The sequence below is a fragment of the Micromonospora sp. WMMA1996 genome, from assembly GCF_002573675.1.
Classification (GTDB): Bacteria; Actinomycetota; Actinomycetes; order Mycobacteriales; family Micromonosporaceae; genus Micromonospora; species Micromonospora sediminicola.
The window spans coordinates 607,667-627,763 of sequence record NZ_PDHU01000001.1; the positions used below are offsets into that span (position 1 = coordinate 607,667).

A 20,097-nucleotide genomic window follows, 5' to 3' on the forward strand; every position below is an offset into this window, starting at 1 on the left:
CACGGGACCTGCCGGCGACCCGCGGCGGCCCGGGCATCGAGAACGGGGGACCCGACGGCTCCGGTGCCGCGTCCCGTCAACGGTACGCCGGTGAGCGTGAATCCGCCGCCCCGCTCGACGCACGTCGCACCGGTTGTCCGTCACCCGGGGAAGGGTCGCCTCGTTGCAGATCGACGGCCCACCGGTGTCGACGGTCACCACGGGGCAGGGCCGGTCGCGGTGACGCGGGACACGGCGTCAGGCTCGGTGCGGTCGAACGGGGAACTCCGGCGAGGTGGCGGTCGTGGCCGAACTCATCTCTGACGTCGCGTCGCCCATGTGGGCGTACGCGCTGCTGCTGACGCTGCTGGTCGCCGACGCCTTCGTCCCGGTGGTGCCGACCCAGGTCGTCATGATCACCAGTGGTGCGCTGACCGTCTACGGCGGGCTCAACCTGCCGCTCACCATCGCGGTCGGCGCGGTCGGCGTCTTCGTCGGTGACCTGGCCTGCTATGTGCTCGGCCGCACCGCACCGGCCCGCCGGGCAGCCCGGCACGCCACGCCGGGGCGGGCCCGCCGCGCCGTCGCCCGGGCCACCCGCCGACTGCGCGAGCCCGGACCGCTGGTGATCCTGCTCTGCCGCTTCGTGCCCGGCGGCCGGATGGCGGCGTGTTTCTCGGCCGGCCGCAGCCGCTACCCGTACCGACTGTTCCTGACCTACGAGGCGGCGGCGGCCACCGGCTGGGCCAGCTACGGCACGCTCGTCGGTCACCTGGGCGGCACGGCACTGACCGAGTCGGCGTGGCGGTTGCTGCTGATCGGCGGGCTGGCGGCGGCCGGGTTCGCGGGGGCGGGCTGGGCCATGACCTGGATCAGCACCCGCCAGACACGCACCGAGGCCCCCGCCGACTGACCCTCGCGCGGCCACCCAGGATCTCCGCCGGACGCCCCACCGACCGGGCGTCGGATTCTTTCCGCGGCTCCGGCGTGTCCGGGGCACCGGCACGTATAAGCTCTGCTTATATTTGGGCTGTGTGGGAGATCCGGCTCCATCCTGCTGTCGAAGACCGGTTCCTCGGCCTGTGCGCGGACGACCCGTGCACCGCTGACCTCGTCAGCGAGGCGCTCGACCTGCTGGCCGAGCACGGTCCCGCGCTGGGCCGGCCGCTGGTCGATCGACTCAGGGGCAGCACCTACCACCACATGAAAGAGCTGAGACCGGGTTCCACCGGCACGTCGGAGGTTCGCATGATCTTCGCGTTCGATCCGCTCCGCGAGGCGGTGCTCCTGGTGGCCGGGGACAAGTCGGGGCAGTGGCAGAGTTGGTACCGCAACGCCGTCCCGTTGGCGGACGAACGGTTCCAGGAGCACCTGATCAGCTTGAAGGAAGATCAGTCATGAGCGATGGGTCGAACTGGCGCGACGTCAAGGCGAAGGCCCGGGGGGTCGACCCCTCCTGGGACGATGCCGACCGGGTGGCCCGGCGTGGACGACTCAGGGAACAGATGCTGGCCGCGGTCAGTGGCGCCCAACTGGCGGAGATCCGGAAGCAGCTGGGCATGACACAGGCTCAACTGGCGGAGGCGGCGGGCCTGTCCCAGGCCCGGATCAGCCAGATCGAGAACGGCGAGAGCGTCAATCTGGAGATCCTCCGCGCCTACGTGACCGGGCTGGGTGGCCACCTCGACGTCGTGGCCAGGATCGGCAACATCCGGCTCGACGTGGCGTGACGCCGGGCGGCTTCCGCTAGGGGACGACCCGGGGATCGAAGTGGGTGGCGGTCCCGGATCCGCCTGGGGTCGTTCCGGCGACAGGCTGGGCCCATGCGTGGAGCCCGGAGAAGCGGCCTGCTGGCCCTCGGCGGGATCGCCCTGGCGGCGGTGCTCGCCGTGATCGGTCACCTCGAGGTGAACGACGACCTGAGTCCCTGGTCGCTGACCGTCAGCGACTTCGCCGTCTCCGACCGGGGCGGCGTCATCGACACCGCGATGGCGGTCCTCGCGGTGGCCAGCGCCGTACTCCTTCCCGCGCTGCGCCGGGCGGGCGCCGGTCGGGCGGCGGTCGTGCTGCTGGTCGCCTGGTCGGCCGGGCTGCTGGCCGCCGCCGTGGTGCCCACGAACGAGCCGGGCCTGCCCATGGACACCGCGGCCTACGTGCACCGGTACGCGTCGGTCCTGTCGTTCCTGGCCCTGCCGGTCGCCGGCTGGCTGCTCGCCCGCCGGCTCGGCGCCGCGCCCGCCGGTTGGCTACGCGCGTGGACGGTGGCGAGCCTGCTGCTGGCCGCCGCGATGATCTGGTCCGCCTACCCCGGTGACCGCGCGTTGATCGGACTGGCCGAGCGACTCCTGATCCTCGCCGAGACCGCCCTCCTGACCACCGTCGCCCTGCACCTGACGCGGGTCGCCGCGCTCACGCCGGCTCGTGGAACATGAGCCGGCGGGCCGGAACGGCGTGGTTGCCCGGCTAGCCCTCGGGGACGTGGCGGGTGAGGACGCAGAACTCGTTGCCCTCGGGGTCGGCGAGCACGGCCCAGCCCTTCGACGGCCCGTCGCGTAGGTCGGTCACGAGAGTGGCGCCCAGCGAGAGGATGCGGTCCACCTCCTCCTCACGGCTGCGGTCGGTGGGGCGGAGGCAGAAGTGCATCCGGTTCTTCACCGTCTTCGGTTCCGGGACGCGGGCGAAGATGATCTCCCTGGAGTCGGGACCGACCAGCCAGCACTCGTCGTCGTCGGGCCCCATCTCCTCCGGGTTGAGCAGCTGGAAGTCGTCGAGCACCGCCGACCACCAGGTCACCTGCGCGTAGGGGTCGATCGCGTCGAAGCAGAAGTTGGAGGTACGAGAGGCCATGGGGTTGATCCTTCACAGGTCGGCACGTGGGTGACAACGGCATTACGGGCGTCGACGGTCACCGGGGCCCTGACCGTCCAGTAGGGGGGCCAGCACGTCACCGACCCACGAGGCCAGGGTGGTGGGCGTGCTCGTGTGCACGGTGCGCGCCTGTTCGGGGGTGAAGTCGTCGCGCATCCCGCTGGACATCCCGATGAGGGCCTCGATCCGGGCCTCGCTCATACCGGCGGCGGAGAGCAGTTCACGCATCGAGTCGTCGGAGATCCGCTCGACCCGGAGCCGATGGCCGGTGACGGCGGTGACGGTCTCGGCGACCTGGGTCCAGGTCAGGTCGGCGGGCCCGTGCACCGCCCGTACGCACCGTCCCGTCCAGGCGTCGGCGAGGAGCCTGGTGGTGGCGACCTCGGCGATGTCGCGCGGTGCGACCCACGGGATCGCGTGGTCCACCGGCAGCAGGACCGGGATCGTCCCGCTGCGGATGGCGTCGACCTGGAGTTCCAGGTTGCTGAAGAACATGCCGCAGCGCAGGTGGGTGACCGACGCGGCGGTGGCGTCGAGCGCCTCCTCGGTCCGGGCCAGCCCGTCGATCTCGCCGACGCCGTGCCGTTTCTCGGCTCCGACGCTGCTCTGGAAGACGACCCGGCCGATGCCGTTCTCCCGCACCGCCCGGATCACGCTGTCGGTCGCCCGCGCGTACTCCGCGAGTGGGTCGTCACCGGCGGGCGGCGGATCGACCCAGAACAGCGCGGTGACGCCGGCGGTGGCCGCGACCACGGCGTCGACGTCGTGCTGGTCGACCGCGACGACCTCCACCTCCGCGCGGATGTCGGGCTTCAGCCGCTCCGGCCGACGGGCCAGCACCCGTGGCCGGACACCGGCGCGGATCAGCATGGCCACCACGTGGCGGCCCACATTGCCCGTCGGAGTCGTCACGGCGATCGTCATCGGCACTCCCTCGGATCGGGTCGGGCGGACGATCACCACGCTAGAAGCAGTGCCGGCCGTCTGGCGTCCGCCACTTCTGACATGGTGACGCCATGGCCGACGACCCCACCGAGCGGACGCTGTTGCTCCTCGCCCTGCTCCATTCGCGCTCCGGCTGGACCGTCGAGGAACTCGCCGGCCGCCTCGGGGTGAGCGGGCGGACCGTGCGACGCGACGCCGACCGGCTGCGCCGGCTCGGCTACGGCGTGGTGGCGCGCCCCGGTCCCGGGAGCAGCTACCGCCTGGTCCCCGGCGTCGCACTGCCGCCACTGTTGTTCGCCCCCGACGAGATCAGTTGCGTGGTGGCGGGGCTCCGCCTGATCGAGGGCGCCATGCCGGGCGACGACGCCCCGGCCCGCGCGCTGGCCAAGCTCGACCGGGTGCTGCCCCGCGCCCTACGTCGCCGGGCCGCAGCGACCATGCTCGCCGTCACCGTTCCGGAGATCGACGACCCCGGCATCAACGCCCGCGCGGTCGGCGTCGTGGCCGACGCGGTGGCCCAGGGCCGGAGCGTCCGGTTCACCTACCGCGACGACCACGACCGGCCGACCACCCGCCTGCTGATCCCCCACCGCCACGTCCACCGTCGCGGTCGCTGGTACCTCATCGGTTACGACGTCGACCGCGACGACTGGCGCGTCTTCCGACTCGACCGGGTGCACGACCTGGAGGTCGTGGCCACCGGTGACGAGGCGCCCGATTTCCCCGACGCCTCCGCCGGTCGCTGGCTCGCCACCGACTTCGGCCGGAGCCCGGCCGGAGCACGCGGGGGCGGAGGTGAGCGGAGCTAGGGGTGGATGCCGGTCGGCTGGCCGCTCGTGACGCGGATCAGACCCACGCTCACTCCAGCTCGTGGAGCATGAGCTGCCGGGCGGCCTCGGTGATGGAGCCGGACAGGCTCGGGTAGATCGTGATGGTCTGGGCCAGCTCGTTGACGGTGAGGTTGTTCTCCACCGCCATGGTGATCGGCAGGATCAGCTCGCTGGCCTTGGGCGCCACCACCACGCCGCCGATGACCTGGCCGCTGGCCGGCCGGCAGAACAGCTTGACGAAACCGTCGGCCAGGTCGTCCATCTTCGCCCGGGCGTTGCCGGACAACGGCAGCATCACCTGGCGGGCCGGGGTCTTGCCGGCGTCCACCTCGTCCTGCGAGACACCGACGGTGGCCAGCTCCGGGTCGGTGAACACGTTCGCCGCGACGGTACGCAGCCGCAGCGGCCGGACCGCCTCGCCGAGCGCGTGCCACATGGCGATCCGGCCCTGCATGGCCGCGACGCTCGCCAGCAGCAGCACGCCGGTGCAGTCGCCGGCGGCGTAGATGCCGGGCACGTTGGTGCGCGACACCCGGTCGACGGTGACGTAACCGCCCCGGGACAGTTCGACGCCGTATTCCGCCAGGCCCAGGTCGGCGGTGTTGGGGATCGAGCCGACCGCGATGAGCGCGTGCGAACCGGTGACCTGGCGACCGTCGGAGAGCACGACCTCCACCCCGTCGGCGGTACGGCGGACCGCCTCGGCGCGGGAGTTGTTGAGGATGCTCATGCCCCGGTTGCGGAACACCCGCTCGATCGCCATCGCGGCGTCGGCGTCCTCGTGCGGCATCACCCGGTCGCGGCTGGAGACCAGCGTGACCTGGACGCCCATGGCCAGGTAGGCGCTGGCGAACTCCGCGCCGGTGACGCCGGAACCGACCACGATCAGGTGCTCGGGCAGCTCGGGCAGGTCGTAGACCTGCCGCCAGGTCAGGATGCGCTCGCCGTCCGGCACGGCGGTGGGGAGCTGACGCGGGGTCGAGCCGGTGGCGACCAGCACCGTCGAGGCCTCGATCGAGTAGGGTTCGCCGCCGCCGGCCGGGGTGACGATCACCCGGTGGGTGTGCCCGAGCGCGTCCTCGCCGAGGCGCGCGGTGCCGGCGACGAACTCGACCCCGGCCTTGATCAGCTTGGTGTGGATGTCGGCGGACTGAGCCAGGGCGAGCCGCTTGACCCGCTCGTGCACCGCCCGGGCGTCGACCGTGACCGCCTCCAGGCCGTCGGAGTGCACCCCGAACTCCTCGGTGTCCCGGTAGCCGGTCACCACCTCGGAGCTGGCGATGAAGGTCTTGGAGGGCACGCAGTCGGAGAGCACGCAGGCGCCGCCGGCGCCCGCCGCCTCGACCACGGTGACATCGGCGTCCAACTGGGCGGCGACCAGGGCCGCCTCGTACCCGGCCGGCCCGCCGCCGATGATCACGATCTGGCTCACAGAGCCGTCCCTTCGTTCGCGACTGCGGGGCTCCGCTCCGCTGCACTCCTCGCGCTCACGGCAAACGCCCCTCGTCTGTGCTCACAGTGACTTTCTTCTCCCCGTCGCGTCCGACACGCACCGTCGTATTCTCCCCCACCGGCCGACCGGGCTATCGTCGTCGCCGTGCGTCTCTACGCCGCTTACGGCTCAAACCTGGACCCCGCTCGCATGCGCGCCTACTGCCCGCATTCGCCGATGGTGGGCACCGGCTGGCTGGAGGGGTGGCGGCTCACCTTCGCGGGCGAGGACGTCATCGGCTGGGAGGGCTCGGTCAGCACCGTGGTGGAGTCCCCCGGTGACCGGGTCTTCGTGGCGCTCTACGACATCCACCCGTACGACGCGGCCCAGCTCGACGAGATCGAGGGCGTGACCGCCGAGACCTACCGCCGGCTCACCGTGCGCGTCTCGACGCTGGACGGGGACGTGACCGCGTGGGTCTACGTCTTCGACGGCTACGAGGGCGGGCTGCCGACGTCGTGGTACCTGTCGGAGATCGCGAACGCGGCGGAGAAGGCGGGCGCGCCGGACGACTACGTCACCGAGCTGCGGTCCCGCCCCACCGGCACCGCGTCCGCGTAGCGCGTCTCCCACCCCTCCAGTGTGCGCCGGACGGACACCGGCCCGCTCGGCGACCCCGACGCGGGGGTCCCGGGTCACACCTGCGGGGCGGGCACGTTCCGCTCGTACATGTCGGTCCAGCGCTCCTCCACCAGCCCGACGGAGCGGTAGAGGGTGACCGGGGCGGTGGGGTTGGCCAGGTCCACGCCCAGCCCGGCGCCCTCGCGGCCCTTCGTCGCGTAGATCGCGAAGGCCCGGCGCAGCAGCGCCGCGCCCACCCCGCGCCGCCGGTGGGCGGGCAGCACCGAGAGCGTCCGGACCCAGCCCATGCCCTGGTCGAGCGCCTGGTCGGAGGACTGGAGGGCCCCGGCCGGCTCGCCGTCGACCTCGGCCAGCAGCCACTCGTCCCAGACCTTGCCGCTGGACGGGAGCAGCTCCCGCCACCGCGCGAAGTCGAGCGGCTCGTGGTCGGGGGTGTCCCGGAACGCGGTGTCGTGGATCCGGTGGAACAGCCGCAGGTCGCTCTCGTCGTCGGCGCGCAGCGGCCGGATCGTCACCCCGGCCGGTGGCGCCGCCTCGGCGGGCAGGTCGGCCAGCGAACGGGTCATCCGGACGTACCGCTTGACCCGGGTGAACCCGGCCTCCACCAGCTCACCCGCCCAGCGGGTCTCCGGGGCGAAGACGGCGGTGCGGGCGGTCAGCGCGGACCGGCCCCGCTCGGCGGCCCGTTCGGCGACCCGGGCGAGCAGCCGGGCCAGCAGCGGGGCGCGCAGGTCCCCGCCGTGGTCCGGGTCCACGTAGACCTCGACGAACTCCCGGCCCACCCCGGTCGGGTTGCTCAGGATCGCCCAGCCGACCACCACCCCGTCCGGGTCGGTGACCAGCCAGGAGTCCCGCGCCGGGTCGACGAAGGGCGCGGTCAGCGCGTCCCGTACGTCGTCCGCGTCGAAGTCGGGGTAGCCCACGGCGAACGTGTCGGCGGCGTGCACCACCGTCAGGATCGCGGGCACGTCGTCGAGGGTGGGGCGGCGGGCGGTCCAGCCGGCGGGGAGCGTCACGGGGCAGATCCTGGCAGCCGGGCCGGCCGGGACGCCTCCCATTTATCCGCCCCGGGCGCGCGGCCGGGCGGCGGTGAGCAGGTGGACCAGCTCGGTGCCCTCGACCGGGCCGAGCGCGCGGAACGCCGGGGACACCAGGCGGTCGGTCACCGCCTCGGCCCAGAGCCGCCGCCGCACCAGCGGCCCGACCGGCGGGTAGGGCGGGGCCCAGCCGCAGGCGGCGGCCCCCGCCTCCCCCTCCGGCCCGGCCAGCACCGCCTCCAGCGGCGTCAGCCCGGCCGCCCGCACGGCCAGCAGGTAGGCCCCGGCGAAGTGCTCGCGCAGCAGCAGCAGCCCGACGGCGGCCCGGGCGCCGGGGGACGGGTCGGGCACCGGCATGGCGCGCCAGGCGGCGAAGAGCGGCATGGCGCTGCCGTCGGCGGCCTCGACCGCCCGGCCGAGCAGCCCGGCGAGCCGGGACACCTCGGGACTCCCACCCAGCCGGGCCGCGCCCCAGCGGCAGCACTCGGCGAGGTTGGCGGCGGCGACCTCCAGCGGCGGGACGGTCCGCGCGGCGGCGTCCCAGCCGTCGGCGACCGCCTCGGGGGCGATGAAGCCGAGCGCGGCGGCCACCGTCTCGGCGCGTACGTCGCCGAGCGCGCCGGCCCGGCCGGTGATGTAGAAGGCCCACCCGGAGATGCCGAGCAGCCGGGCCCGGCGCAGCGTCGACGGGCAGCGGGAGAACGCCTCGCCGAGTTCCAGCGCCAGCGGCTTGCACGCGGCGGCCACCTGCTCCGGGGTCATCGGTGACCCCCCGCCGTCCGTCCACCGTGGCCGCTCATCACGCTCAGTCTGCCTCGTGATCACCCTCCATGGCATCCCCCTCTTCGGCGTCGAGCGCCTCCAGGACGCCCTCCACCTCGCCGGCGCGCCGCCGGGCGGCGCTGAGCGCGCGTTCCGCGCCCCGGCGGGCCAGCTTTGCCCGGCTCAGCTCCTGCTCGGCCGCCGCCCGACGGCGCTCCAGCTCGGCCAGCTCGGTCTCGATCCGGTCCAACGTCGCGGCGCCGTCCCGCTCGGCCCGTTCGGCCCCGGACAGCTCCGCCTCGGCCCGGCCCAGCTCCGCGCGCGCCTTCTCCAGCTCGCGGGCGGCCGTCCGCCGCCGCTTGGCCCGTTCGGCCCGCGCCGCCCGTTCCTCGCGCGCCCGGCGCGCCTCGGCCGCCCGGTCCGGTACGCCGGACGTCCCCGCCTTCTCCGGTACGCCGGACTTCCCGGCCCGCTCCGGTACGCCGGACCTGCCCGCGCGCTCGGGTTGGGTGGGCTCCTCGTCGTCGCCGGTGATCAGCCGCAGCTGGGGGCGGGGCACCTCACCGAACCCGGCGTAGTGGCTGGCCCGCAGCAGCCGGCCGGCGCGTACCTGGTCGGCCACCTCGGTGTCGGAGAGCGCGGCGTTGAGCGTCGCCTCCACCTCGCCCAGCGGCAGTTTCCCGGCCGGGGGCGCGGCGGGTTCGGCGGCGGCCAGCCGGCGTACCTCGGCGACCAGCGCGCCCACGACGGCGCGCCGCTGCGCGGAGAGCTCGCGGAGCGTGCCGCCGCGCAGGTCGCGTTGGGCGGCGCGGAGCGCCTCGGCGAGCTGGGTCAGGTCGGCGACCAGCTCGGGCCGGCGGATCGCGAGCAGGTTGACCAGCCAGGCCGCGACCGTGGGCCGGCGGAGCCGCCCGATCTCCCGGGCGGTACGCGGGTCGCCGGCCTGGCGCGCCTCCGCCACCGCGGCGTCCCGGGCCGCGACGAACCGGTCCGGGGGCGTGGCGTAGAGCCGCCGGACCACGTCGGCAGGGGGGCCGGGCACGGTTCAGGCGTCGATCCGGGTACCGGGCTCCAGACGGCGGTAGTCGGTGTTCGACATCGCGGTGTACTGCCGGTCGAGCACACCGAAGCCGTTGGCGTTGAGCAGACCGTCGTGCAGCGCGTAGGCCCGGCGGGGGGCGACGGCGCGGATGAAGTCGAGCACCTCGGAGAACTTCGACCAGGGCGCGTGTATCGGGGCGAAGAGCGTGTCCACCTGGACGTCGTCGGGGACGAACAGCGCGTCGCCCGGGTGGTAGACGACCTCGTCGAAGAGGTAGCCGATGTTCTGGATCACGGGGATGTCCGGGTGGATGACCGCGTGCTGCCCGCCGTACGTCCGCACCGGCACGCCGGCGGCGGTGAACGACTCGCCCGGTGCGACCACGACGAGCGCCTCGGCGGCGTCGCCGAGCACGCCGGCGAGTGAGGCGGGGCCGTTCACCTGGATCGGCCGGCGCTCCAGCGCCCGGGTCAGCGCGGCGACGTCCACGTGGTCCGGGTGCTCGTGCGTGATCAGCACCGCGTCCGCCCCGTCCAGCGCCTCGGGTTCGCTGAAGACGCCGGGGTCGACGACCAGCACTCCCCCGTCGTGCTCCAGCCGGAGGCAGGAGTGGGTGAACTTGGTGACCTGCATCGTGACTCCTCGATTATCGAATCGTGATGTCCTCAGCGCAGTCTGCCGGAACCGGCGCGACGACGCGTCGCGTCCGAGGTATCGGCCCCGGCTCGCGGGGCCGTCGACGATCGGAGCGGGGAATGGGCGGACGACGACTCCGGGGCGTGGCCCTGGTGGCCGTGGGCCTGGCCGCGGTGCTGGCCGTGGGGGCGTGCAGCGCGGGCGGGGACAGTGGCAGCAACGACGCGGCGGCGCCGGCGGCGGAGGGCGGCGGGGACGCCGGAGCGGAGCGGGACCAGGCGGCCCCGGGCGGGACCGGCGGCGCCGACCTGCGGGTGGACCAGCGGTCCATCATCTACACCGGAACGATGCAGGTCCGGGTGGACGACGTGGACACCGCGGCACGGGAGGCGACCACGGCGGTGACCGCGGCCGGCGGCTTCGTCGGCGGCGACCGGCGGTCGAGCGAGTCGGCGGACGCGCGGGCGGTGCTGACGCTGCGGGTGCCGGCGGACCGGTTCGCCGGTGTGATCGACCAGCTGGCCGGGTTCGGCCGCCAGGAGCGCCGGGAGATCCGCACCGAGGACGTGACCGAGCAGGTGGTCGACCTGGACGCCCGGATCGCCACCCAGCGGGCCCGGGTGGAGAGCGCCCGCAAGCTGCTGGCCCAGGCCAGCTCGGTGGACCAGCTGGTCGCCCTGGAGAACGAGGTGGGCACCCGGCAGGCCGACCTGGCCGCGTTGGAGGCCCGCAAGCGTCGACTGGCCGACCTGACCGCGCTGTCCACCATCACCGTGACGTTCCTGGGCCGGGACGCCAGCACCGCCGAGGAGGAGGCCGACCTCGGCTTCCTGACCGGGCTGGGCGGCGGCTGGACGGTCTTCCTCACCTCGGTGCGCGTGCTTCTCACCGTGCTCGGCGCGGTCCTGCCGTTCGCGGTGGTGATCGGCGTACCGCTGTGGCTGCTGCTGCGGTGGCGACGCCGGCGGGGCCGCCGGACGCCGCCGCCCGGCGGGCCGCAGCCGCCGGCGCCGGTCGGGCCGACCGGCGGTCCGGTCAGCGCGCCGCCGCCAGTGCCCGCAGCGCGGTCTGGACCATGAGGCGTACGCCCACCTCGATGGCGCGCTCGTCCACGTCGAAGGAGGCCCGGTGCAGGTCCACGTTGGGCCCGCTCCGGCCGACGCCGAGGCGGGCGAGCGCGCCGGGCACGTGCTCCAGGTACCAGGAGAAGTCCTCGCCGCCCATGCTCTGCGGCGTCTCGGCGATGCCCTCCGGCCCGAGCGCCGACGCGGTGGCCGCGGTGAGCACGCCGATGGCCCGGGCGTCGTTGGTCACCGGCGGCCGGCCGCGCAGGTATTCCAGGTCGACGGTGGCGCCGGTGGGCGCGAGCACGTCCCGCACCACCTGGGCCACGATCTTGGGCGCCTGGTCCCAGGTGTCGCGGTCCATCACCCGCAGGGTGCCGGCGGCGCACGCCTCGGACGGGATCACGTTGTAGCGGGTGCCGGCCGAGGCGTGGCCGAACACCAGCAGCAGCCCGCTGTTGGCCGGCACCCGGCGGCTGATCAGCGTCGGCACCTCGGTGACGAGCCGGCCGAGCGCGTCGACCAGGTCGACGGTCAGGTGCGGGCGGGCGGTGTGCCCGCCGGGACCGGTGAGCCGGACGGTGACGTTGTCGGCCGCGGCGGTGATCGGGCCGACCCGCAGGCCGACCTTGCCCACCGGCAGGTTGGGGTCGCAGTGCAAGGCGAAGATCTGCACCACGTCGTCGAGGCCGCCGGCCTCGATGACCTCCAGCGAGCCGCAGGGCAGGATCTCCTCGGCCGGCTGGAAGATCAGCCGCACCCGGCCGTCGAGCTGACCGAGGTCGGCCAACTGGGCGAGCAGCATGCCGACGCCGAGCATCACCGAGGTGTGCACGTCGTGGCCGCAGGCGTGGCAGACGCCCTCCACGGTGGACCGGTACGACACGTCCTTCGGGTCGCTCAGCGGCAGCGCGTCGATGTCGGCGCGGAGCGCGATCACCGGCCCGTCCGGGCGACCGTCGACGTCGCAGATGACGCCGTTGCCCTTGGGGAGCAGGCGCGGCTTCAGCCCGGCGAGCGAGAGTTCCCGGTGCACCAGCGCGGCCGTCTCGAATTCCTCGCCCGACAGTTCCGGGTGCGAGTGAATGTGCCGGCGGGTCTCGATGAGGCCGGGTACCCGCAGCGCGAGCAGATGGTCGAGCTCGAAGGGCAGGGGCTGGGAACCGGTCGGCGTCTCGGGCCGGGACGACGCCAGCGGGCCACCGGAAGGCAGCGTCAACGCACTCGTCACGTCGAATTCTCGATCACTAGAGATGGATGGATCTTCGGGGAGAACAGCAGACAGCCTAGACCTCCGGCGGTGACGCTGCGCAACATCTTTCGCGTAGCGGTCGGACCGCGCAGCGTCACGAATGCCCTGGTGGGAGGGCTCGAATATCTGCGGGACAGCAGGTAGATCGCGGTCGGACGCCGTCATCTGCCCCCCACCTCCTACAACGCGTAACCGATTCATCGGTCACCAAATACCGGTCGTCGTTCCGAATTGTCGCATTAGTCGCGGCAATTAACTGCCGCTCCGACAATTGCGCGACAACAGTCGGCTGCCGGACGACTCCCGACGGTGACATGACTGTCCGCCGAACGACCGCACAGGCTGTCCGTCCCGTTCCCCCGTTCGGGTTACCCGCATTCCCGAATCGCACACGCGCCACGGTCACGGCCACACTGCCCGCGGACGCGTCGGCACCGCCCCGGGCGGCGTCGCCCGGGGAGGGATCCGCGCCGGGCCGCATCGCCCGCCGCGTGCGGGGAGGCTTCCACCGTACGCCGCCAGAGCGTGTCCGCCCAGGTCAGAACCGGTCGGTCGGCCGGTAGACCCCCCACACGTCGCGCAGCGTCCCGCACACCTCGCCGACCGTGGCCCGGGAGCGCAGCGCCGCCTTCATCGGGTGCAGCACGTTCGTGTCCCCCTCGGCCGCGGCGCGCAGCTCGGCCAGCGCCCGCTCGACCGCGTCCGAGTCCCGCTCCGCGCGCAGCTTGGCCAGCCGCTCCGCCTGCGCCGCCTCGATCGTCGGGTCCACCCGCAGCGGCTCGTACGGCTCCTCCTCGTCGATCTGGAACCGGTTGAGCCCGACCACCACCCGCTCACCCGAGTCGATCTCCTGGGCGATCCGGTACGCGGACTGCTCGATCTCGCGCTTCTGGAAGCCGGCCTCGATGGCGTCCACCGCCGAGCCGTGGTCGAACACCCGGTCCATCAGCTCGTTCGCCGCCGTCTCCAGCTCGGCGGTCATCGCCTCCACCACGTACGACCCGGCGAACGGGTCGACGGTGGCGGTGAGATCCGTCTCGTACGCCAGCACCTGCTGGGTCCGCAGCGCCAGCCGGGCGGCCTTCTCGGTGGGCAGCGCGATGGCCTCGTCGAAGCTGTTGGTGTGCAGCGACTGGGTGCCGCCGAGCACCGCGCCCAACCCCTGCACCGCCACCCGGACCAGGTTGACCTCGGGCTGCTGGGCGGTGAGCTGCACGCCCGCGGTCTGGGTGTGGAACCGCAGCATCATCGACTTCGGGTTCTTCGCGCCGAACTCGTCGCGCATCACCCGGGCCCAGATGCGACGGGCCGCGCGGAACTTGGCGACCTCCTCCAGCAGCGTGGTGCGGGCCACGAAGAAGAACGACAGCCGGGGTGCGAAGTCGTCCACGGCCAGCCCGGCCGCGAGCGCCGCCCGGACGTACTCCACGCCGTTGGCCAGCGTGAACGCGATCTCCTGCGCGGGCGAGGCGCCGGCCTCGGCCATGTGGTAGCCGGAGATGGAGATGGTGTTCCACTTCGGCACCTCGGTCCGGCAGTAGGCGAAGGTGTCCGCGACCAGCCGCAGCGAGGGCTTCGGCGGGAAGATGTACGTCCCGCGGGCGATGTACTCCTTGAGGATGTCGTTCTGGATGGTGCCGTTGAGCGCGGTGCCGGGCACCCCGTTCTCCTCCGCCACCAGTTGGTAGAGCAGCAGCAGCACCGAGCCGGGCGCGTTGATGGTCATCGAGGTGGAGACCTTGTCCAGCGGGATCCCGCCGAAGAGCGTCCGCATGTCCTCGATGGAGTCGATGGCCACGCCGACCTTGCCGACCTCGCCGTGCGCGATCGGGTCGTCCGAGTCGTAGCCCATCTGGGTGGGCAGGTCGAACGCGACGGACAGGCCCATGGTGCCGGCGCGCAGCAGCTGGTGGTAGCGCGCGTTGCTCTCGGTGGCGGTGCCGAAGCCGGCGTACTGCCGCATGGTCCACGGCCGGGACGTGTACATCGTCGGGTAGACCCCACGGGTGTACGGGTAGTCGCCGGGCTCGCCCAGCCGGGAGTCCAGGTCCGCCGGAAGGTCGGCCGCCGTGTAGACGCCCTTGATCGGGAAACCCGACTCGCTTGACCGCGCATCGCTCATTACCGGATGGTAGGACGCGGCCGCCGCTCGATGGGTGAGGGATACCGCACACCGGGCGGTGGCGGCCCACCGGAGGTGAGTAGCTGGCCACATACCGTCGAGTAGGTAAACGCCCGCCGCGTCGGGTTTCGCATCGGGCGTCGGAACCAGCAAGATAGAGGGGTTGTGTCCCAGCCCCCTCGATATCCCCCGGTGGCTTTTCTGTGACTCAGATTCCGACGTGGAGCGGCGGACCGGCCAGTCCCCCCACTGGACGCGCGGCGCCCGGCACCACCATCGGTGGTCGCTACTCGCTGCGCTCCCCGGTGGGCAACGGCGGCATGGGCACGGTCTGGCGGGCCACAGACACCCTGTTGCGCCGCGACGTGGCGGTCAAGGAGGTCGTCCTCCCGCCGGGGCTCGCCCCCAGCGACCGCGACGCGCTCTACGAACGGACGCTGCGCGAGGCCCGCGCCGCCGCCGCGATCCAGCACCCGGCCGTGGTGCAGGTCTACGACGTGGTCACCGAGGGTGGCCGGCCGTGGATCGTGATGGAGCTGCTGGACGCCCGCAGCCTCGCCGACATGGTGATCGAGGACGGGCCGGTCGCGCCGCGCGCGGTCGCCAAGATCGGCATCGCGCTGCTCGGCGCGCTGGAGGTGGCGCACGCGATCGGCGTGCTGCACCGCGACGTCAAGCCGGCCAACGTGCTCATCTGCACCGACGGCCGCTGCGTGCTGACCGACTTCGGCGTCGCACGGATGCCCACCGACGTGCAGCTCACCACGCCCGGCATGGTGCTCGGCTCGCCCCACTTCATCTCCCCCGAGCGGGCCATGGGCCAGGAGTTCGGCCCGCCCAGCGACCTCTTCTCGCTCGGCGTGACGCTCTACACCGCGGTGGAGGGGCGGCCCCCGTTCGACAAGGGCGACCCGATCGAGACCATGCACGCCGTGGTCGAGGACCCGCCCGCCACGCCGCAGCGCAGTGGCCCGCTCACCGGCGTGCTGATGGGCCTGCTGGAGAAGGACCCGGCCCGCCGGATGGACGTGCACCGGGCCCGGGCCATGCTGCGCGAGCTGCTCGCCGGCCCGCTGACCAGCACCGCGACCGCGGTCAACTCGGTCACCGACCCGTACGCCGTGGTGCCGGTGCCGCGCCCGACCACCCCGCCGCCGGTCGCCCCGGAGCCGAAGCCGAGCGGCCAGATCGGCGGCCGGGCGATGATCGGCCCGGGCGAGTCGCTGACCGACCGGCTGGCCGCGCTGCGTCGCGGCGAGCGCCCCGGCGCCACGACGGCGGGTGACGCGGCGCTCGACGAGACGAGCGCCGACGCGTTGGCCGGGCCGCTGCACACGCCCACCGGCGCCATGTCCGGGCCGGGCGCTCCCGAGGCCACCCAGCACATCTCGCCGGACGCCACCGTCCGCCTCGGCCGGGGTGCCGGCGCGGACGCCACCCAGCGCGTGCCCACCGGCACCCCGACCACCTACGGCGGCGGCGCCGACGCCACCCAGCCGGTGTACGGCGGCGGCGCGCAGTGGTCGGTGCCGGGCACCGGCCAGCCGTGGACCACGTCGGCCACCGCGCCGGCCGACGCGCCCGGCGGGGTGAAGGGCCTGCTCGGCCGCGTGAAGGCGTGGCCGCGCAAGGTCCAGCTCGCCGCCGCGGGCGGTCTGGCCGTGGTGCTGCTGGTGAGCGTGATCGCGCTGACCAGCGGCGGCGACGACGCTCCCCCGCCGATCGTGGGCGCGCTGCCGTCGACCTCGGCGGCCGCCGCGCCGGAGATGCAGGAGCGGACCGTCAAGGGCGTCACCATCAAGGTGCCCAAGGGCTGGCAGCAGCAGACCGGCGGCCTCTACGTCGACTACGTCGACCCGAACGACGAGGGCCGCAAGGTGCGGGTGATCGCCGAGGAGTGGGGCGGCACCTCGATCAGCTGGGCCGAGTTCGCCTCGCGGAACCTGAAGAAGAACAGCGCCAAGAGCAAGAACTGCCCCGCGCCCTACACCGAGGTGTCCGTCTCCGAGCAGCCGCTCGCCGGGCAGACCGCGGGCCAGCTCGAATACACCTGCGGTGAGGGCGAGGCCATGCGCCACGGCATCTGGCGGGGCCTGGTCAAGGACGGCAAGGTCTACTCGTTCTACCTCTCCTCCACCGACGCGCGGTTCGCCGAGAGCAAGCCGATCTTCGACGCGATGGTCGGCTCGTTCCAGCTCACGGCGGACAACTGAGTCGAGGCCGACGGCCAGTGGTGATCCGTCGCCGTGCTATCAAGAGGCCATGGCGGCGGACACCACTGACCTTGACGACCTTCGCGCGCGAGCCGAGAGCTGGCTCGCCGACGACCCCGACCCGGCCGACCGGGACGAGCTGCGCGCCGTCCTCGACGGGCTGCCCGGCACCGCCGGCGAGCTGGCCGACCGCTTCGCCGGCCCGCTGACCTTCGGCACCGCCGGCCTGCGCGGCCCGCTGCGCGCCGGGCCGAACGGGATGAACCTCGCCGTGGTCACCCAGGCCGCCGCCGGGCTCGTCGGCTGGCTCGCCGCCCAGGGCGGCGAGGGCCCGCTGGTGATCGGGTACGACGCCCGACGCGGGTCGCGCGCCTTCGCCGAGCGCACCGCGCAGGTGGCCACCGGCGCGGGCCGCCCGGCGCTGCTGCTGCCCCGCCCGCTGCCCACGCCGGTGCTGGCGTTCGCGGTCCGGCAGCTCGGCGCGGTCGCCGGCGTGATGGTCACCGCCAGCCACAACCCGCCGCAGGACAACGGCTACAAGGTCTACCTGGGCGCGCAGCTCGGCGGCGAGCTGGGCGCGGGGGCGCAGATCGTGCCGCCGGCCGACGCCGGCATCGAGGCGGCCATCCGCGCGGTCGGCCCGCTCGCGCAGGTGCCGCTCGGCCCGGCCGGCCAGGTGCTCGGCGACGACCTGGTCGCCGCGTACGTGGACCGGGCCGCCGCGGTGGTGGACCCGGCCGGGCCGAGGGACCTGAAGGTCGCGTACACGCCGCTGCACGGGGTGGGTGGCGTGGTGCTGACCGCCGCGTTCGCCCGGGCCGGCTTCGGCGTGCCCGGCGTGGTGCCGGAGCAGGCCGAGCCGGATCCGGCGTTCCCGACCGTGAGCTTCCCGAACCCGGAGGAGCCGGGCGCGGTGGACCTGCTGGTCGCGCTCGCCGACCGCACCGGCGCGGACATCGCCATCGCCAACGACCCGGACGCGGACCGCTGCGCGGTCGCCGTACGCGACGCCGGGTCCTGGCGGATGCTGCGCGGCGACGAGGTGGGCGCGCTGCTCGCCGACCACCTGATGCGGCGCGGGGTGACCGGCCTCTACGCCACCACGATCGTGTCGTCGACGTTGCTGCGGGCCATGGCCGAGGCCCGGGGGCTGCCCTACGACGAGACGCTGACCGGGTTCAAGTGGATCGTCCGGGCCGGCGGGGGCCGGGAGCCGCTGGTGTACGGCTACGAGGAGGCGCTGGGCTACTGCGTCGCGCCCGGCCACGTCCGGGACAAGGACGGCATCACCGCCGCGCTGACCGTCGCCGAGCTGGCCGCCGGGCTCAAGGCCCAGGGTCGTACGCTCACCCACCGGCTGGACGAGCTGGCCGCCGAGTTCGGCGTGCACCACACCGACCAGCTCTCCGTCCGGGTGGAGGACCTGCGGGTGATCGCGGACTCGATGGCGCGGGTGCGGGCGGCCACCCCGGCCGCGCTGCTCGGGCACCCGGTCACCGAGGCGACCGACCTGCTCCCCGAGGCGGACGTGGTGATCCTGCGCACCGACGCCGCCCGGGTGGTGATCCGGCCCTCCGGCACCGAGCCGAAGCTCAAGGCGTACCTGGAGGTGGTGGAGCCGGTGACCGACGGCGACGTCACCGCGGCCCGGCGCCGCGCCCGGGCCGCCGTCACCGAGCTGCGCAACGAGATCGCCGCCGCACTCGGCCTCTGAGATGTAAGGAGGGGACCCTTCTTAACGCCTGGCGTTAACAAGGGGCCCCTCCTCTACCTGAGGCGTTAAAAGGGGGCCCTTCCTTACCGCTTGCCGAGGGCGGCGTCGACGGCCTGGCCGAGGGCGGCGATGACCAGGCTCACCGAGGGACGTACCACGCTGTCGTCCAGGCTCACCGTGCCGGAGAAACCGGCGCCCGCCGCGATCTCCTCCAGGCGCTTGCCGGCGTCGGTGGCGGCGGCGCCGGTCAGCCCGAGCGCCGGCTCCATCCGCAGCACCGCGACCAGGGTGGCCAGCGCCGCGGTCCGCTCGTCCGGGAGCTGCCCGCTGGTCAGCGCGTCGGCCAGCCGGCGCCGGATGTCCGCCTCGACCGAGGCGTCGGCCACGGGGTAGCGGTGCACGTGGATGAAGCCCAGCTCGGTCTCGTCCACGTCGCGGACCACGCCCCGGCCGCAGAGGTCGCCGAGGATCCGGTCGCGCAGCCCGTGCCGCAGCCGCTGCACCCAGGACGAGGGCGTGTGCGGGGTGTCCGCGGCGATCTTGGCCAGCACCGCGTCCGCGATCGGCTCGCCGGTCGGCGCGGGGTCGACCACCGCCAGGTTCCCGTCCACGTACGCGACCCGCCCGGCCAGGGCCAGCTCGACCAGCACCGCGGCGGCCATGCCCAGGTCCAGGCTGATCCGCGGCATGGTGGCCTTGCCGGTTTCGTCGTCATACGCGAGGAGCAGCAGCTCCTCGGCGAGCGCAACACCAGTCATGGCCCGGAACGCTAGCGCCTCCCCGCACCCCCGCGCATCAACTCGCCGGTGCCACCCGCTTCCTACGGCGGAGGGCCCCTCCGGGACGGAACGGGCCCTCTGCGCGCGGGTGCCGACGGGTCAGAACCGGGGCATGCCGCCGAACTGCCGGTCGCCGGCGTCGCCGAGGCCCGGGACGATGAACATCCGGTCGTTCAGGCCCTCGTCGATCGACGCGGTGACCAGGCGCAACGGCAGGCCGGACTGCTCCAGCCGCTGGATGCCGACCGGTGCGGCCAGCACGCAGAGCACGGTGATGTCGGTGCAGCCGCGGTCGGCGAGCAGCCGGCAGCAGTGCTCCAGCGAGCCGCCGGTGGCCAGCATCGGGTCGAGCACCAGCACCGGCAGGCCGCTCAGGTCCCGGGGCAGCGACTCCATGTACGCCCGCGGCTCGTACGTCTCCTCGTCGCGGGCCAGGCCCACGAAGCCCATCGACGACTCGGGCAGCAGGTCGAGCGCGGCGTCGGCCATACCGAGGCCGGCGCGCAGCACCGGCACCAGCAGCGGCGGGTTCGCCAACCGGGTGCCCTCGGTGTCGGTGACCGGGGTCTGGATCGAGTACTTCTCGACCGGGAAGGAGCGCGCGGCCTCGTACACCAGCATGGTGGTGAGTTCGCGCAGCGCGGCCCGGAACGACGCCGAGTCGGTCCGGGCGTCCCGCATGGCGGTCAGCCGCGACTGGGCGAGCGGATGGTCAATGACGTGTACGTCCACGATCGCTCAACCTACCGGTCCCCGGCCCGGCGCACGGCGGGTGCGGCC

20 protein-coding genes are annotated in these 20,097 nt (G+C 73.7%); 9 read left to right on the forward strand and 11 right to left on the reverse strand.

Going from position 1 to position 20,097, the window contains the following annotated elements:
- Nucleotides 1-283: 283 nt before the first annotated feature.
- The 4 genes from COO58_RS02890 to COO58_RS02905 all read left to right on the forward strand — a co-directional run bounded on the left by COO58_RS02890 (nt 284) and on the right by COO58_RS02905 (nt 2,411).
- Nucleotides 284-892, forward strand: a complete 609-nt coding sequence (locus COO58_RS02890) for a DedA family protein (RefSeq protein ID WP_091584210.1) — start codon at nt 284-286, stop codon at nt 890-892.
- Nucleotides 893-1,011: 119 nt separating this feature from the next.
- Nucleotides 1,012-1,380, forward strand: a complete 369-nt coding sequence (locus tag COO58_RS02895; protein ID WP_091582234.1) for a type II toxin-antitoxin system RelE/ParE family toxin — start codon at nt 1,012-1,014, stop codon at nt 1,378-1,380.
- Nucleotides 1,377-1,709 (forward strand): helix-turn-helix transcriptional regulator, encoded by a 333-nt coding sequence (locus tag COO58_RS02900; RefSeq protein ID WP_091582238.1) that lies wholly within the window; start codon nt 1,377-1,379, stop codon nt 1,707-1,709. The genes COO58_RS02895 and COO58_RS02900 overlap by 4 nt, the downstream gene beginning before the upstream one ends.
- Before the next feature lie 93 nt (nt 1,710-1,802).
- A complete protein-coding gene (locus tag COO58_RS02905) occupies nt 1,803-2,411 on the forward strand; it encodes a DUF998 domain-containing protein (RefSeq protein ID WP_098743718.1) in 609 nt (202 codons plus the stop codon).
- A gap of 31 nt (nt 2,412-2,442) precedes the next feature.
- On the opposite strand, the gene COO58_RS02910 is transcribed toward COO58_RS02905, so the two are convergent.
- Nucleotides 2,443-2,826, reverse strand: a complete 384-nt coding sequence (locus COO58_RS02910) for a VOC family protein (protein ID WP_091582247.1) — start codon at nt 2,824-2,826, stop codon at nt 2,443-2,445.
- Nucleotides 2,827-2,868: 42 nt separating this feature from the next.
- Entirely contained in the window at nt 2,869-3,771 is a 903-nt protein-coding gene (locus tag COO58_RS02915) for an NAD(P)H-binding protein (RefSeq protein ID WP_091584213.1), read from the reverse strand.
- 92 nt (nt 3,772-3,863) lie between these two features.
- Between COO58_RS02915 and COO58_RS02920 the strand changes: the two genes are divergently transcribed.
- A complete protein-coding gene (locus COO58_RS02920) occupies nt 3,864-4,601 on the forward strand; it encodes a YafY family protein (protein WP_098743720.1) in 738 nt (245 codons plus the stop codon).
- A 49-nt stretch (nt 4,602-4,650) separates the two neighbouring features.
- On the opposite strand, the gene COO58_RS02925 is transcribed toward COO58_RS02920, so the two are convergent.
- The gene (locus tag COO58_RS02925; RefSeq protein ID WP_091582260.1) at nt 4,651-6,054 is read right to left on the reverse strand and encodes an NAD(P)H-quinone dehydrogenase; all 1,404 of its coding nucleotides are present in this window, start codon (nt 6,052-6,054) and stop codon (nt 4,651-4,653) included.
- A gap of 165 nt (nt 6,055-6,219) precedes the next feature.
- Here COO58_RS02925 and COO58_RS02930 point away from each other — a divergent pair, with 165 nt between their 5' ends.
- Nucleotides 6,220-6,675, forward strand: coding sequence for a gamma-glutamylcyclotransferase (locus COO58_RS02930; RefSeq protein WP_046566454.1), 456 nt, complete (start codon nt 6,220-6,222; stop codon nt 6,673-6,675).
- A 74-nt stretch (nt 6,676-6,749) separates the two neighbouring features.
- On the opposite strand, the gene COO58_RS02935 is transcribed toward COO58_RS02930, so the two are convergent.
- From COO58_RS02935 to COO58_RS02950, 4 genes are read right to left on the reverse strand one after another with little or no spacing between them, the layout of a single operon-like run.
- The gene (locus COO58_RS02935) at nt 6,750-7,712 is read right to left on the reverse strand and encodes a GNAT family N-acetyltransferase (RefSeq protein ID WP_098743722.1); all 963 of its coding nucleotides are present in this window, start codon (nt 7,710-7,712) and stop codon (nt 6,750-6,752) included.
- Between the two features lie 42 nt (nt 7,713-7,754).
- Complete coding sequence (locus tag COO58_RS02940) at nt 7,755-8,495, reverse strand: hypothetical protein (protein WP_091582270.1); 741 nt, start codon at nt 8,493-8,495, stop codon at nt 7,755-7,757.
- A 43-nt stretch (nt 8,496-8,538) separates the two neighbouring features.
- Nucleotides 8,539-9,537 carry a hypothetical protein gene (locus COO58_RS02945; protein ID WP_091582274.1) on the reverse strand — a complete coding sequence of 333 codons (999 nt, stop codon included), beginning with the start codon at nt 9,535-9,537 and terminating at the stop codon, nt 8,539-8,541.
- A gap of 3 nt (nt 9,538-9,540) precedes the next feature.
- Entirely contained in the window at nt 9,541-10,170 is a 630-nt protein-coding gene (locus tag COO58_RS02950; RefSeq protein ID WP_091582279.1) for an MBL fold metallo-hydrolase, read from the reverse strand.
- Nucleotides 10,171-10,292: 122 nt separating this feature from the next.
- Here COO58_RS02950 and COO58_RS02955 point away from each other — a divergent pair, with 122 nt between their 5' ends.
- Nucleotides 10,293-11,252 carry a DUF4349 domain-containing protein gene (locus tag COO58_RS02955; protein WP_091582284.1) on the forward strand — a complete coding sequence of 320 codons (960 nt, stop codon included), beginning with the start codon at nt 10,293-10,295 and terminating at the stop codon, nt 11,250-11,252.
- Here the strand turns inward: COO58_RS02955 and COO58_RS02960 are convergent.
- Both COO58_RS02960 and COO58_RS02965 read right to left on the reverse strand, forming a co-directional pair.
- Nucleotides 11,209-12,468 carry an amidohydrolase gene (locus tag COO58_RS02960; RefSeq protein ID WP_091582289.1) on the reverse strand — a complete coding sequence of 420 codons (1,260 nt, stop codon included), beginning with the start codon at nt 12,466-12,468 and terminating at the stop codon, nt 11,209-11,211. The two genes, COO58_RS02955 and COO58_RS02960, sit on opposite strands and share 44 nt — an antisense overlap.
- Before the next feature lie 559 nt (nt 12,469-13,027).
- Nucleotides 13,028-14,611, reverse strand: coding sequence for a methylmalonyl-CoA mutase (locus COO58_RS02965; protein WP_098743723.1), 1,584 nt, complete (start codon nt 14,609-14,611; stop codon nt 13,028-13,030).
- Between the two features lie 203 nt (nt 14,612-14,814).
- Between COO58_RS02965 and COO58_RS02970 the strand changes: the two genes are divergently transcribed.
- Together COO58_RS02970 and COO58_RS02975 are read left to right on the forward strand one after the other, a co-directional pair.
- Nucleotides 14,815-16,824 (forward strand): serine/threonine-protein kinase, encoded by a 2,010-nt coding sequence (locus COO58_RS02970; protein WP_098743725.1) that lies wholly within the window; start codon nt 14,815-14,817, stop codon nt 16,822-16,824.
- Nucleotides 16,825-16,873: 49 nt separating this feature from the next.
- Nucleotides 16,874-18,538, forward strand: coding sequence for a phospho-sugar mutase (locus tag COO58_RS02975; protein WP_098743726.1), 1,665 nt, complete (start codon nt 16,874-16,876; stop codon nt 18,536-18,538).
- Nucleotides 18,539-18,621: 83 nt separating this feature from the next.
- Here the strand turns inward: COO58_RS02975 and COO58_RS02980 are convergent, their stop codons facing one another.
- Together COO58_RS02980 and upp are read right to left on the reverse strand one after the other, a co-directional pair.
- Nucleotides 18,622-19,296 carry a GPP34 family phosphoprotein gene (locus COO58_RS02980; protein ID WP_098743728.1) on the reverse strand — a complete coding sequence of 225 codons (675 nt, stop codon included), beginning with the start codon at nt 19,294-19,296 and terminating at the stop codon, nt 18,622-18,624.
- 120 nt (nt 19,297-19,416) lie between these two features.
- Entirely contained in the window at nt 19,417-20,049 is a 633-nt protein-coding gene (upp, locus tag COO58_RS02985) for a uracil phosphoribosyltransferase (RefSeq protein ID WP_091582308.1), read from the reverse strand.
- Between the last annotated feature and the right edge of the window lie 48 nt (nt 20,050-20,097).